Below are 12509 nucleotides of genomic sequence, written 5' to 3' on the forward strand. Positions count from 1 at the left end.
GCCCGATGAGCCAGGCGGCGCAGAACCTGAACTGGTTGATCACCAACTTCGTGGACAACACCCCAGGGGTGTCGCACACGGTGGTGGTCTCCGCGGACGGACTTCTGCTCGCGATGTCCGAGGGCTTCCCGCGCGACCGGGCCGATCAACTGGCCGCGGTCGCCTCCGGGTTGACCTCGCTCACCGCCGGTGCCTCCCGGATCTTCGAGGGTGGCGCCGTGAATCAGACGGTGGTGGAGATGGAGCGGGGCTTCCTCTTCATCATGTCCATCTCGGACGGATCGTCCTTGGCGGTCCTCGCGCACCCGGAGGCCGACATCGGTCTCGTGGGGTACGAGATGGCACTGCTGGTGGACCGCGCGGGCACCGTCCTCACCCCGGACCTCCGCGCCGAACTCCAGGGCAGCCTCCTCAACTAGTTCTCAACCAGTAGACACGCCGTGCGCATTGCGTCTCCGCGCCATAGGGTGCGGAGACGCGGCGCCCGCTCAGGAGTTGAAGCAGTACTGGAAGATGTGGCCCGCACGTCAGTGACTCGGAGGAGGAATCGTGGCAACGCCCCCAGGCGGTCCGTCGTCGTACGGCAGTGGTCATGAGGACGAGCCGTCCTCTGCCGCACGCGGAGAGTCGCCGGCTCTCAAGCGGTTCAACTTCCCCTCCGCGCCCAGCGAGCACGTCAGGCAGCAGCAGCAGCAACAGCAGCAGTACGAGCAGCAGCAACAAGAGCAGCAGCGGCGCTACGAGCAGCAGCAGTACGAGCAGTGGCAGTACGAGCAGCGGCGGGCCGCGCAGCAGCAGCACTACGAAGCGCAGCAGCCGCAGAGCCCGCAACCGCCCCCCTTGTACCAGCAGCCGGGGCAGCCCCACCAGCCCCACCAGCCCCACCAGCCTCAGCAGCAGCCCCAGGCACCGCGGCAGCAGTACCAGCAGCAGCCGCACCAGCCTCCCCAGTACGGCCAGGCGCCCCCGCCGCCCCGCATCCAGCCGGTGCAGCCCCCGCCCCGCCAGCGTCCCGAGCCCCGCTCGGGTGGGCGCAGCGAGCAGCAGCCGCTCGTGCGCCCGTATGCCATGACGGGTGGCCGGACCCGTCCCCGCTACCAGCTCGCCATCGAGGCACTGGTGCACACCACGGCCGAACCCGCCAAGCTCCAGGGCCAGTTGCCCGAGCATCAGCGGATCTGCCGCCTGTGCTACGAGATCAAGTCAGTCGCCGAGATCTCCGCACTCCTCTCCATTCCGCTCGGCGTCGCCCGGATCCTCGTCGCCGACCTGGCCGAGGCCGGACTCGTGGCCATCCACCAGCCCGGTGGCGACGAGACGACCGCCGACGGCCAGCCAGACGTGACCTTGCTCGAAAGGGTGCTCAGTGGACTTCGCAAGCTCTAGCGGCGGTGCTGCCGCCCGATCCACCACCTCCGCGAAGATCGTGGTGGCCGGTGGCTTCGGTGTGGGCAAGACGACCTTCGTGGGTGCCGTGTCGGAGATCAATCCGCTGCGTACCGAGGCCGTCATGACCTCCGCGTCGGCAGGCATCGACGACCTGTCCCACACCGCCGACAAGACCACCACGACGGTGGCCATGGACTTCGGCCGTATCACCCTGGACCAGGACCTGATCCTGTACCTGTTCGGTACGCCTGGCCAGGACCGGTTCTGGTTCATGTGGGACGACCTGGTGCGCGGTGCCATCGGCGCCGTCGTGCTCGTGGACACCCGGAGACTCGCCGACTGCTTCCCGGCGGTCGACTACTTCGAGAACTCGGGCCTCCCCTTCGTCATCGCCCTCAACGGCTTCGACGGCCACCAGCCGTACACGCCGGAAGAGGTGCGGGAAGCGCTCCAGATCGGGCCCGACGCGCCGATCATCACCACCGACGCGCGCCACCGCGCCGACGCGAAGAGCGCGCTGATCACCCTGGTCGAGCACGCGCTGATGGCCCGCCTGCGCTGATCGCGGCCCCGGCCGCCGCACACCGTGGGCCCGGCAGCGGGCCCCCGGTGCCGGGCACGGCGCGAGACGCGCGACGCGATACGCCCGTGCCCCGGCCGGAAAACGGTGGCGCCCCGGCGTGGAATACGCTGGGGTGTCAGCCCGGCTCCGGTCACCAAAGGACATCGCACCCGTGCGCATCGCAAGGTTTTCCCTCGACGGGAACGTCGCGTTCGGCGTCGTCGAAGGCGACGCGAATACCGAGGGCGGACCCGTCCTCGACATCATCAAGGGCCACCCCTTCGCCGAATTCGAGCGCTCGGGCCAGAAGCTGCCCCTGGACAAGGTGCGGCTGCTGCCGCCCGTCCTGCCCAACAAGGTCGTCGCCGTCGGCAGGAACTACGCCGAGCACGCCAAGGAGCTGGGCAACGAGGTCCCCGACGCGCCCGTCGTCTTCTTCAAGCCCTCCACCTCCGTGTGCGGCCCCGGCGACCCCGTCACCTACCCGTCCTTCTCCTCCGAGGTCCACCACGAGGCCGAGCTGGCCGTCGTCATCGGCCGCATGTGCAAGGAGGTCCCGCGCGAGCGCGTGAAGGACGTCGTCCTGGGCTACACCTGCGGAAACGACATCACGGCCCGGGACGCCCAGCGCCGCGAGGAGCAGTGGGCGCGGGCCAAGGGCTTCGACTCCTCCTGCCCCCTCGGCCCCTGGGTCGAGACCGAGCTGGACCCCTCCGACCTGGGCATCATGTGCACCGTCAACGGTGAACAGCGTCAGCTCGGGCGCACCAGCGAGATGGTCCGCTCCATCGAGGACCTGGTGGTCCACATCACGGAGGCCATGACGCTGCTCCCCGGAGACGTCATCCTCACCGGCACCCCCGCGGGCGTCGGCCCCCTGAACGTCGGCGACGAGGTCGCCGTCACCATCGAAGGCATCGGCACTCTCACCAACAAGGTGATCAAGCGTGACTAACGCGACGAACGACGTCCGCGTACGTTTCTGTCCCTCCCCGACCGGCAACCCCCACGTGGGCCTGGTCCGCACAGCGCTCTTCAACTGGGCGTTCGCCCGGCACCACGGCGGCAGCCTCGTCTTCCGCATCGAGGACACGGACGCGGCCCGCGACTCCGAGGAGTCCTACGAGCAGCTCCTGGACGCCATGCGCTGGCTCGGCCTCGACTGGGACGAGGGCCCCGTCGCGTTCGACGGCTCCGGCGAGGGCGAGGTGGGCCCGCACGGCCCGTACCGCCAGTCGCAGCGGATGGACATCTACCGCGACGTGGCGGCGAAGCTGCGCGAGGCGGGTTACGCGTACCCCTGCTACTGCACCGCGCAGGAGCTGGAGGAGCGCCGCGACGCGGCCCGCGCGGCCGGGAGGCCCTCGGGCTACGACGGCAAGTGCCGCGATCTGAACGACGGCGAGATCGCCGCGTACGAGGCGGAGGGCCGCAGCCACATCATCCGCTTCCGGATGCCGGACGAGCCGATCACCTTCACCGACCTGGTGCGCGGCGAGCTGACCTTCGCGCCGGAGAACGTCACGGACTACGGCATCGTCCGCGCCAACGGCGCGCCGCTGTACACGCTGGTCAACCCCGTCGACGACGCGCTGATGGAGATCACGCACGTGCTGCGCGGCGAGGACCTGCTCTCCTCCACCCCGCGCCAGATCGCGCTCTACAAGGCGCTGACCGAGCTGGGCCTGGCCAAGGCCACGCCCGCCTTCGGGCACCTTCCGTACGTGATGGGGGAGGGCAACAAGAAGCTCTCCAAGCGTGACCCGCAGTCCTCGCTCAACCTCTACCGCGAGCGCGGCTTCCTCCGCGAGGGGCTGCTCAACTACCTCTCGCTGCTGGGCTGGTCGATCTCCGAGGACCGCGACATCTTCTCCCTGGACGAGATGGTCGCGGCCTTCGACATCGCCGACGTGAACGCGAACCCGGCGCGCTTCGACCTCAAGAAGTGCGAGGCGATCAACGCCACGCATCTGCGCGAGATGCCCGTAGCGGACTTCGCCGCGGCCTGTGAGCCCTGGCTGAAGGCCCCGTACGCGCCCTGGAAGCCGGAGGACTTCGACCGCGCCGCCTTCGAGGAGCTGGCCCCCTTGGCGCAGACCCGCCTCACGGTCCTCTCGGACATCACGGCCAACGTCGACTTCCTCTTCCTGCCGGAGCCCGCCGTGGACGAGGCGTCCTGGGCGAAGGCGATGAAGCCGGGCGCGGCCGAGCTGCTGGGCACGGCCCGCGAGAAGCTGGCCGCTGCCGAGTGGAAGGCCGAGCCGCTGAAGGAGGCCGTCCTGGCGGCGGGCGAGGAGCACGGCCTGAAGCTGGGCAAGGCCCAGGCGCCGGTCCGCGTCGCGGTCACGGGCCGCACGGTGGGCCTGCCGCTCTTCGAGTCGCTGGAGGTGCTGGGGCGCGAGCGCACCCTGGAGCGGGTGGACGCGGCGCTGGCGAAGCTGCCGGCGTCGTCGGAGCCGTCCGAGGGCTGACCGGCGGGACGTCCGGCAGGACGCTCACACGCGGTTCCAGAGGGGCCATGAGCCGTTTCCGGCTGATGGCCCCTCGGCCTTTCTCAGGCGGAAGCCGGCGCGTTGGTTCCGGCGCGGAACCCGTTTTGGAGCACCGTCCACGATCAGGTAATGTTCTTCCTGTCGCCGAACGGGGCAGGGCCCAAAAGCCCGACCGGGAGGCGGTCACCCAAACAAGATCCCCGCAAGGGGTTGCGTTTTGGTGGGCTATGGTGTAATTGGCAGCACGACTGATTCTGGTTCAGTTAGTCTAGGTTCGAGTCCTGGTAGCCCAGCGCGATCTTTCTCTTCACTGCGTCAGATCGATGCCCCCGTTGTGTAGCGGCCTAGCACGCCGCCCTCTCAAGGCGGTAGCGCCGGTTCGAATCCGGTCGGGGGTACTGATCCTCAAGGGATCACGCTAGGGCCCCCGTTGTGTAGCGGCCTAGCACGCCGCCCTCTCAAGGCGGTAGCGCCGGTTCGAATCCGGTCGGGGGTACTCGATCAAGAAAGCCCCGCACCTCACGGTGCGGGGCTTCTTTCGTGTGTACGGCCACTTTTTCGCGTGTACGGCCATTTTCGTGTGTACGGAAACGCAGGCGCGAGGCCCCCCTCCGGTGCCCCGCGCCGTTCCGCTCAGCCCGTGCGGCGCAGCGACTCGCTCAGCCGTGCCGCCGCGTCCACGATGGCCTGCGCGTGCATGCGGCCCGGGTGCCGCGTCAGGCGCTCGATGGGGCCCGAGACGGAGACGGCGGCCACCACGCGGTTCGAGGGGCCCCGTACGGGCGCGGAGACGGACGCGACGCCCGGCTCCCGCTCACCCACGGACTGGGCCCAGCCGCGGCGCCGTACGCCGGAGAGTGCCGTGGCGGTGAAGCGGGCGCCCTGGAGGCCGCGGTGCAGGCGCTCGGGCTCCTCCCAGGCCATGAGGATCTGCGCGGCGGAGCCCGCCTTCATCGGCAGGGTGGAGCCGACGGGGACCGTGTCGCGCAGGCCCGAGAGGCGCTCGGCCGCGGCGACGCAGATGCGCTGGTCGCCCTGGCGGCGGTAGAGCTGGGCGCTCTCGCCCGTCACGTCCCGCAGGTGTGTGAGCACGGGCCCGGCGGAGGCCAGCAGCCGGTCCTCACCGGCCGCGGCGGCCAGCTCGCCGAGCCGGGGGCCGAGAATGAAACGGCCCTGCATGTCGCGCGCCACCATGCGGTGGTGCTCCAATGCCACCGCGAGCCGGTGAGCCGTGGGGCGGGCGAGGCCCGTCGCCGCGACCAGTCCGGCGAGGGTGGCCGGACCGGACTCCAGAGCGCTCAGTACGAGAGCCGCCTTGTCGAGAACGCCGACGCCGCTAGAGTTGTCCATGCGTCGATACTCGCGTCTCAAAGTGTGAAACGCAAGTTCAATTTCGCGGGGAACCCGCCAACCTGTAGTGGCGATCCCCACCGCCCACGGGGGAGGGGGCCTCCGGCCGCGGGCCGGAGGGAGGGGTGGGGCAATGGATCTCGACATGTGGCCGGCAACGCGGCCGGCCGGAGGGAAAGCGATGGGACGGACACTCGCGGAGAAGGTCTGGGACGACCACGTCGTCAAGCGCGCGGAAGGCGAGCCCGACCTCCTCTTCATTGATCTGCACCTCCTGCACGAGGTGACCAGCCCGCAGGCTTTCGACGGGCTGCGCAAGAACGGCCGGACCGTGCGCCGGACCGATCTCACCATCGCTACCGAGGATCACAACACCCCGACCCTCGACATCGACAAGCCCATCGCCGACCCCGTCTCGCGCACCCAGCTGGAGACGCTGCGCAAGAACTGCGCCGACTTCGGTGTGCGGCTGCATCCGCTCGGTGACGTCGAGCAGGGCGTCGTCCACGTTGTGGGACCGCAGCTCGGCCTGACGCAGCCCGGCATGACGGTGGTGTGCGGGGACTCCCACACCTCCACGCACGGCGCCTTCGGCGCGCTGGCCTTCGGCATCGGGACGAGCCAGGTCGAGCACGTGCTGGCCACCCAGACGCTGACGATGGCGCCGTTCCGGACCATGGCGGTCACCGTCAACGGCGAGCTGCCCGACGGCGTCACCGCCAAGGACCTGATCCTCGCCATCATCGCGAAGATCGGCACCGGCGGCGGCCAGGGATACGTCATCGAGTACCGCGGCGAGGCCATCGAGAAGCTGTCGATGGAGGCGCGGATGACCATCTGCAACATGTCCATCGAGGCCGGGGCCCGCGCCGGGATGATCGCCCCCGACGAGACCACCTTCGCGTACGTCGAGGGCCGCGCGCACGCGCCCCAGGGTGCCGACTGGGACGCGGCCGTCGAGTACTGGAAGACGCTGCGCACGGACGAGGACGCCGTCTTCGACCACGAGGTCGTCATCGAGGGCAGCGAGCTGGCCCCGTTCGTCACCTGGGGCACCAACCCGGGACAGGGCGCGCAGCTCTCCGCCAGCGTGCCGGACCCGGCCTCCTTCGAGGACGCCAGCGAGCGGTTCGCCGCCGAGAAGGCCCTGGAGTACATGGGGCTCACCGCGGGGCAGCCGCTGCGCGAGGTGAAGGTCGACACCGTCTTCGTCGGCTCGTGCACCAACGGCCGTATCGAGGACCTGCGTTCGGCCGCGGAGATCCTCCGGGACCGGCAGGTCGCCGAGGACGTGCGGATGCTGGTCGTGCCCGGTTCCGTACGGGTGGCGCTCCAGGCCGTCGAGGAGGGTCTGGACAAGGTGTTCACCGCGGCGGGCGCCGAATGGCGGCACGCGGGCTGCTCGATGTGTCTGGGCATGAACCCCGACCAGCTCCAGCCCGGCGAGCGTGCCGCCTCGACCTCCAACCGCAACTTCGAGGGCAGGCAGGGCAAGGGCGGCCGTACCCACCTGGTCTCTCCGCAGGTCGCGGCGGCCACCGCGGTCCTGGGGCACCTCGCCTCCCCGGCCGACCTGTCCGACGTACGCGAGCCCGCTGGAGTCTGAACCATGGAAGCCTTCACCACCCACACCGGGCGGTCCGTCCCGCTGCGCCGCAGCAACGTCGACACCGACCAGATCATCCCCGCGCACTGGCTCAAGAAGGTCACCCGCGACGGCTTCGAGGACGGCCTCTTCGAGGCGTGGCGCAAGGACCCGGAGTTCGTGCTCAACCAGAGCGCGTACGAGGGTGCCACCGTGCTGGTCGCGGGCCCCGACTTCGGCACGGGCTCCTCGCGTGAGCACGCCGTCTGGGCACTCCAGAACTACGGCTTCAAGGCCGTGATCTCCTCGCGCTTCGCCGACATCTTCCGCGGGAACTCGCTGAAGAACGGCCTGCTGACCGTCGTCCTGCCGCAGGAGACCGTCGAGCGGCTGTGGCAGCTCGCCGAGTCGGACCCCACGGCCGAGGTCACCGTGGACCTCGTGGAGCGGAAAGTCGTCGCCCAAGGCATCGAGGCCGACTTCGACCTCGACGAGAACGCCCGCTGGCGGCTCCTGGAGGGTCTGGACGACATCAGCCTCACCCTGAAGAACGAAGACTTCATCGCGGATTTCGAGTCCAAGCGCCAGTCGTTCAAGCCGCTGACGCAGCAGGCTTGAGCATCTGAGCAGCGGCTCCGTACGGTGCGCCCCCAGCCCCTCCGGGCCGGGGGCGCACCCGTGTGTTGAGGCCCCTCGAAGCGACAACTCACCCCAGATGGCACAATCGGCGCATGGAACGCGACGGTCAACTGGAGCTGTACGACCGCCTCGCCGCCCGCTTGAAAGAGGCGCACACGCGTGTGCGCACCCTGCAAGTCCCCGAGGGCGTACGGGTGGCGCTGACCCGGAAACTGCTCGTCATCACGGCGGCGTCGAAACACGATCTCTCCGAAGCGGAGAGGCGTCTGGACCGTCTGATGGCGGACATCGACGAGGGCCGATTCCCCGAGGAACAGGCGGATGCGCGCACTGACGGAACTCCGTGACGGACGAGTTCGTTGCGGCACAAGGGTGATTCGCCCGTTTCGTGTTTGATTTGCGGTATATATCTGCCTAGCGTGCGAAAAAGCTTGAACGCATTCGTTCCGGCAATGTGTCTCTGAAGGGGAAGACGTGAACAAGGCGCAGCTCGTAGAAGCAATCCAAGACCAGCTCGGCGGACGGCAGCAGGCCGCGGACGCGGTCGACGTCGTTCTGGACGCGATCGTCCGCTCCGTGGTCCAGGGCGAGAGGGTCTCGGTCACCGGTTTCGGCTCGTTCGAGAAGGTGGACCGTCCGGCCCGCTACGCCCGTAACCCGCAGACCGGCGAGCGGGTCCGGGTCAAGAAGACCTCCGTGCCGCGCTTCCGCGCCGGTGCGGGCTTCAAGGACCTGGTCAGCGGTGCGAAGAAGCTCCCGAAGAACGACGTCGCCGTGAAGAAGGCCCCGAAGGGGAGCCTCTCGGGTGGAACTTCCACCAAGAAGGCGGCCACGAAGAAGGCGGCGGCCAAGAAGACCACCGCGGCGAAGAAGGCCACCACCGCCAAGAAGGCGGCGGCGAAGAAGACCACGGCGGCCAAGAAGACCACTGCCAAGAAGACGGCGGCGGCGAAGAAGGCCACCGCCAAGAAGGCGCCCGCCAAGAAGTCCGCCGCGAAGAAGACCGCGACGGCCAAGAAGGCCACGCCTGCCAAGAAGACGGCGACGGCGAAGAAGGCCACCGCCAAGAAGGCCCCGGCCAAGAAGAGCACCGCCAAGAAGGCGCCCGCGCGCAAGACCGCGGCGCGCAAGACCACCGCCAAGAAGACCACCGCGCGCAAGCGCTGAGGCAGGCGGCGACCCGACTGCGCCGGGCCGGGCTCCCTCGGGGGAGCCCGGCCCGGCGGGCGTGTGCGGGGCGTGTGCGGGGTGCTGAGGAGGCCGGGGGGCCGGAGGGGCGGGAGGGGCGGTTTCCCGTACGTGTGTGCGCGCGGGCCCGTAGCGGCCGGAGCGGGGCCTGCGCGACACGCGCGGGCGGCCCCGTGACCTGGACGAGCGTCAGAAGGTCCGGAGCGTCGTCAGAAGGTCTGGAGCGTGACGAAGGTGACGCGGCGCGCGTCGCCCTCGCCCTCCACCTCGACGCGCACCCGCTGACCGGGGCGCAGCAGCCGCAGCCCGCCCGCGTCGAAGGCCGCGGTGTCGAAGGGGAGCGGGGTGCCGTCGTCCAGCAGGACGCTGCCGGAGCGGGTCTCGGGGTCGTACGTGTACGAGGTGGCCTGCATGCCAGGCAGCCTAACGGGGCCCGGCGGGGACGAGCGGGGCCCGGCGCAGCCTCAGCGGGACCTAGCGGGGCGCGGCCGTGCCGCAGCGGGCCGTGAAGGGCCCCACGCCCAGTGCCAGCGCCGCCGTCAGATCCGCGCCGGTGTCCACGTCCTGGCGCACGCTCTCGACCCCGGAAAGTGTGATCTCCACCGCGCCCGAAGCCAGGTGACGGGCTCCGGAAGGCCCCCCAAAGGCGGGCGCGAGTTCCACGCCGGGAAGCGCCGACAATAGCGTCGTGCCCATTCCCGCCGCGTCCCGGAGAAATGCGCGCGGAAAACGGGAGGCCGCGTGGAGAACCCTCGCCAATTCCTCCGGGCGCAGTGCGGGCAGATCGGCGTTGAGCGCCGCGACGGCCGCGCCGGGCGCATGGCCGCGCACCTGGGCCGCGCCGTGCGCGAGCGCCGCGTTCAGCCCGTCGGCCGGTGAGTCGGGCACGACGCGGGCGCCGAGGGCCGCCAGCTCCCGCGCGGCGCGCCGGTCGTCCGTGACAACTGCCACACCGCTCACCGCCTCGCAGGCCAGCGCGGCACGCACCGTGTCCTGCGCGAACGCCAGCGCGAGACCCTGCCTTCCTTCAGGCCCCGCCGCGTCGGCGAGCCTGCTCTTGGCCCGTCTCAGCGGCTTCAGCGGCACCACGAGGGTCCACGCCACGGGCGTCACTTGTGGCTGCATCGTTCCCATTCTCGCCTGCTGCCGAGGCGGCCTCGTACGGCCGGGGTTACGGTGTGCACGACAGACGGAGACAGACAGTGTGCTCGACACGGCGGCGGTTGGGGGCGACACTTTCCCCTTGCCCGTGGGGGACCCCGCGTTTGCTTCGCCGCGGAGCGGATCAGATCCCCGAGGCCGCTCCGCCGGGAGACCCCATGTGGCTGTCGGATCAGGAAAGAGGAGATGGTGTCCGGGTGTCCCGCCGCAAAATCGGCTTCTGGTACCGCCTTGCCGCGGTTTTGCTGAAACCCCCGCTGGTGATCCTCTTCAAGCGGGACTGGCGGGGCGCGGAGCATATTCCGGAGGACGGCGGATTCATCACCGTCGTCAATCACAACTCTTATCTGGACCCGCTCTCCTACGCGCACTTCCAGTACAACACCGGACGCGTCCCCCGCTTCCTCGCCAAGGTCGCCCTCTTCACCGACGGGTTCGTCGGAAGGGCGATGCGGGGCACCGGGCAGATTCCGGTCTACCGCGAGTCCACGGACGCGATCGGCGCTTTCCGCGCCGCCGTCGAGGCCATCAACAAGGGCGAGTGCGTGGCCTTCTACCCCGAGGGCACGCTGACTCGCGACCCCGACATGTGGCCCATGGAGGGCAAGACCGGGGCAGCGCGTGTCGCGCTGCTCACCAAGGCGCCCGTGATCCCCGTCGCGCAGTGGGGCGCCAATCTGGCGATGCCCCCGTACGCCAAGGAGAAGAAGCTCCGGCTCTTCCCGCGCAAGACGCTCACCGTCCAGGCGGGCCCGCCTGTGGACCTGTCCGAGTTCTACGGGCAGGAGCCGACGGCCGAGGTCCTGCGCAAGGTCACCGATCACCTCATGGACGCCGTCGCCGAGCAGCTCTCCGAGATCCGGGGCGAGCCCGTGCCCGCCGAGCGCTACGACCACCGCAAGGCCGCCGCGGCACGGCGGAGCAGGGCGCGAGGCACCGGGGAACAGCCCACGGCACCGGCACCGGAACCGGCCCCCGCGGCCCCGGCGGGCAGCGCGACGGGAGCCGCGAGCACCACAGGCACCGCGAGCACCGCGAGCACGACAAGCACCACAGGCACGGCGGGCAAGACAGAGCCCGGGGCCGCCGAGGGAGAGAACGCGTGACGAAAGCCGCCGTATTCGGCACCGGTTCCTGGGGCACCGCCTTCGCGATGGTGCTCGCCGACGCCGGGTGCGAGGTGACGCTCTGGGGGCGCCGCGCCGGGCTCGTCGACGCCGTCAACGAGCGCCGCGTCAACCCGGACTACCTCCCCGACATCGAACTCCCCCCGTCCGTGCGCGCCACGACGGACGCGGCCGAGGCCGCGGCCGACGCCGAGTTCACCGTCCTCGCCGTCCCCTCCCAGACGCTGCGCGGCAACCTGGAGAAGTGGCGGCCCGTACTGCGCCCCGACACCGTCCTCGTCTCGCTGATGAAGGGCGTCGAACTGGGCACGGCCAAGCGCATGAGCGAGGTCATCGGCGAGGTCGGGGAGGCCGAGCCCGAGCGGGTGGCCGTCCTCACGGGTCCCAACCTCGCCAAGGAGATCGCCGCCAGGCAGCCCGCCGCCTCCGTCGTGGCCTGCCGGGACGAGTCCGTGGCGCAGCGGCTCCAGAGCGCCTGCCACACCCCGTACTTCCGCCCGTACACGAACACCGACGTCGTCGGCTGCGAACTCGGCGGCGCCGTCAAGAACGTCATCGCGCTGGCCGTCGGCATCGCGGACGGCATGGGGCTCGGCGACAACACCAAGGCGTCCCTCATCACCCGGGGGCTCGCGGAGACGTCCCGGCTGGGCCTGGCGATGGGCGCCGACGCGCACACCTTCGCGGGACTCGCGGGGATGGGCGACCTCGTGGCCACGTGCTCCTCGCCGCTCTCGCGCAACCACACCTTCGGCACCAACCTCGGCCGGGGCATGACGCTGAGCGAGACGATCGCGGTCACCAAGCAGACGGCGGAGGGCGTCAAGTCCTGCGAGTCCGTGCGGGAACTGGCCCGCAGGCACCACGTCGAGATGCCGATCACCGAGACCGTCGTCGGCATCGTGCACGACGGCAAGCCGCCGCACGTCGCGCTCAAGGAGCTGATGTCGCGCAGCGCGAAGGCGGAACGCGTCTGAGCGGACGCGGGGCGGGCGCGGGCGCGTGGACAGGGCCCG

The 12509-nt window shown here is 70.3% G+C and carries 14 protein-coding genes and 3 tRNA genes; 14 read left to right on the forward strand and 3 right to left on the reverse strand.

All coding sequences use genetic code 11. The annotated features are described in order from the left end of the window. Nucleotides 1-5: 5 nt before the first annotated feature. From ACWGJ2_RS28725 to ACWGJ2_RS28760, 8 genes are all read left to right on the forward strand, one after another. Entirely contained in the window at nucleotides 6-419 is a 414-nt protein-coding gene (locus tag ACWGJ2_RS28725; protein ID WP_026057603.1) for a roadblock/LC7 domain-containing protein, read from the forward strand. A 130-nt stretch (nucleotides 420-549) separates the two neighbouring features. Next, the gene (locus tag ACWGJ2_RS28730; RefSeq protein WP_453349174.1) at nucleotides 550-1386 is read left to right on the forward strand and encodes a DUF742 domain-containing protein; all 837 of its coding nucleotides are present in this window, start codon (nucleotides 550-552) and stop codon (nucleotides 1384-1386) included. Further along, nucleotides 1367-1951, forward strand: a complete 585-nt coding sequence (locus tag ACWGJ2_RS28735) for a GTP-binding protein (RefSeq protein WP_453349175.1) — start codon at nucleotides 1367-1369, stop codon at nucleotides 1949-1951. The genes ACWGJ2_RS28730 and ACWGJ2_RS28735 overlap by 20 nt, the downstream gene beginning before the upstream one ends. A 172-nt stretch (nucleotides 1952-2123) precedes the next feature. After that, on the forward strand, nucleotides 2124-2906 hold the full coding sequence (locus ACWGJ2_RS28740) for a fumarylacetoacetate hydrolase family protein (protein WP_453349176.1): 783 nt from the start codon (nucleotides 2124-2126) through the stop codon (nucleotides 2904-2906). Further along, entirely contained in the window at nucleotides 2899-4422 is a 1524-nt protein-coding gene (gene gltX, locus ACWGJ2_RS28745; RefSeq protein WP_453349177.1) for a glutamate--tRNA ligase, read from the forward strand. Before ACWGJ2_RS28740 ends, gltX begins: the two co-directional genes overlap by 8 nt. A gap of 242 nt (nucleotides 4423-4664) precedes the next feature. Next, nucleotides 4665-4736: transfer RNA gene (locus ACWGJ2_RS28750), tRNA-Gln, on the forward strand. A gap of 32 nt (nucleotides 4737-4768) precedes the next feature. Further along, nucleotides 4769-4841, forward strand: a tRNA-Glu gene (locus ACWGJ2_RS28755). A 25-nt stretch (nucleotides 4842-4866) separates the two neighbouring features. Continuing rightward, nucleotides 4867-4939, forward strand: a tRNA-Glu gene (locus ACWGJ2_RS28760). A 137-nt stretch (nucleotides 4940-5076) separates the two neighbouring features. On the opposite strand, the gene ndgR is transcribed toward ACWGJ2_RS28760, so the two are convergent. Further along, complete coding sequence (gene ndgR / locus ACWGJ2_RS28765; RefSeq protein WP_453349178.1) at nucleotides 5077-5793, reverse strand: IclR family transcriptional regulator NdgR; 717 nt, start codon at nucleotides 5791-5793, stop codon at nucleotides 5077-5079. Nucleotides 5794-5974: 181 nt separating this feature from the next. Here ndgR and leuC point away from each other — a divergent pair, with 181 nt between their 5' ends. From leuC to ACWGJ2_RS28785, 4 genes are all read left to right on the forward strand, one after another. Continuing rightward, the gene (leuC, locus tag ACWGJ2_RS28770; protein ID WP_453349179.1) at nucleotides 5975-7399 is read left to right on the forward strand and encodes a 3-isopropylmalate dehydratase large subunit; all 1425 of its coding nucleotides are present in this window, start codon (nucleotides 5975-5977) and stop codon (nucleotides 7397-7399) included. Nucleotides 7400-7402: 3 nt separating this feature from the next. Next, entirely contained in the window at nucleotides 7403-7996 is a 594-nt protein-coding gene (gene leuD / locus ACWGJ2_RS28775; protein WP_453349180.1) for a 3-isopropylmalate dehydratase small subunit, read from the forward strand. A gap of 113 nt (nucleotides 7997-8109) precedes the next feature. Further along, nucleotides 8110-8364 (forward strand): SCO5555 family protein, encoded by a 255-nt coding sequence (locus tag ACWGJ2_RS28780; RefSeq protein ID WP_453349181.1) that lies wholly within the window; start codon nucleotides 8110-8112, stop codon nucleotides 8362-8364. Nucleotides 8365-8491: 127 nt separating this feature from the next. Next, entirely contained in the window at nucleotides 8492-9184 is a 693-nt protein-coding gene (locus ACWGJ2_RS28785; protein WP_453349182.1) for an HU family DNA-binding protein, read from the forward strand. Nucleotides 9185-9414: 230 nt separating this feature from the next. On the opposite strand, the gene ACWGJ2_RS28790 is transcribed toward ACWGJ2_RS28785, so the two are convergent. Together ACWGJ2_RS28790 and cofC are read right to left on the reverse strand one after the other, a co-directional pair. Further along, nucleotides 9415-9618, reverse strand: coding sequence for a hypothetical protein (locus ACWGJ2_RS28790; protein ID WP_453349183.1), 204 nt, complete (start codon nucleotides 9616-9618; stop codon nucleotides 9415-9417). Nucleotides 9619-9679: 61 nt separating this feature from the next. Continuing rightward, nucleotides 9680-10339: a 2-phospho-L-lactate guanylyltransferase gene (cofC, locus tag ACWGJ2_RS28795; RefSeq protein ID WP_453349184.1), complete on the reverse strand. Its 660-nt coding sequence runs from the start codon at nucleotides 10337-10339 to the stop codon at nucleotides 9680-9682. Between the two features lie 224 nt (nucleotides 10340-10563). Between cofC and ACWGJ2_RS28800 the strand changes: the two genes are divergently transcribed. Together ACWGJ2_RS28800 and ACWGJ2_RS28805 are read left to right on the forward strand one after the other, a co-directional pair. Further along, a complete protein-coding gene (locus ACWGJ2_RS28800; protein WP_453349185.1) occupies nucleotides 10564-11472 on the forward strand; it encodes a lysophospholipid acyltransferase family protein in 909 nt (302 codons plus the stop codon). Then, nucleotides 11469-12470, forward strand: a complete 1002-nt coding sequence (locus ACWGJ2_RS28805) for an NAD(P)H-dependent glycerol-3-phosphate dehydrogenase (protein WP_453349186.1) — start codon at nucleotides 11469-11471, stop codon at nucleotides 12468-12470. Before ACWGJ2_RS28800 ends, ACWGJ2_RS28805 begins: the two co-directional genes overlap by 4 nt. The last annotated feature ends 39 nt before the right edge of the window (nucleotides 12471-12509 follow it).

It is taken from the genome of Streptomyces sp. NPDC054796, assembly GCF_053611545.1.

What these genes read in the sequence shown, in the direction of transcription:
- ACWGJ2_RS28725 (WP_026057603.1), top strand. Translation starts at nt 6, where the DNA reads ATGAGCCAGGCGGCGCAGAACCTGAACTGGTTGATCACCAACTTCGTG.
- ndgR (WP_453349178.1), bottom strand. Translation starts at nt 5,793, where the DNA reads ATGGACAACTCTAGCGGCGTCGGCGTTCTCGACAAGGCGGCTCTCGTA.
- leuC (WP_453349179.1), top strand. Translation starts at nt 5,975, where the DNA reads ATGGGACGGACACTCGCGGAGAAGGTCTGGGACGACCACGTCGTCAAG.
- leuD (WP_453349180.1), top strand. Translation starts at nt 7,403, where the DNA reads ATGGAAGCCTTCACCACCCACACCGGGCGGTCCGTCCCGCTGCGCCGC.
- ACWGJ2_RS28780 (WP_453349181.1), top strand. Translation starts at nt 8,110, where the DNA reads ATGGAACGCGACGGTCAACTGGAGCTGTACGACCGCCTCGCCGCCCGC.
- ACWGJ2_RS28790 (WP_453349183.1), bottom strand. Translation starts at nt 9,618, where the DNA reads ATGCAGGCCACCTCGTACACGTACGACCCCGAGACCCGCTCCGGCAGC.
- cofC (WP_453349184.1), bottom strand. Translation starts at nt 10,339, where the DNA reads ATGGGAACGATGCAGCCACAAGTGACGCCCGTGGCGTGGACCCTCGTG.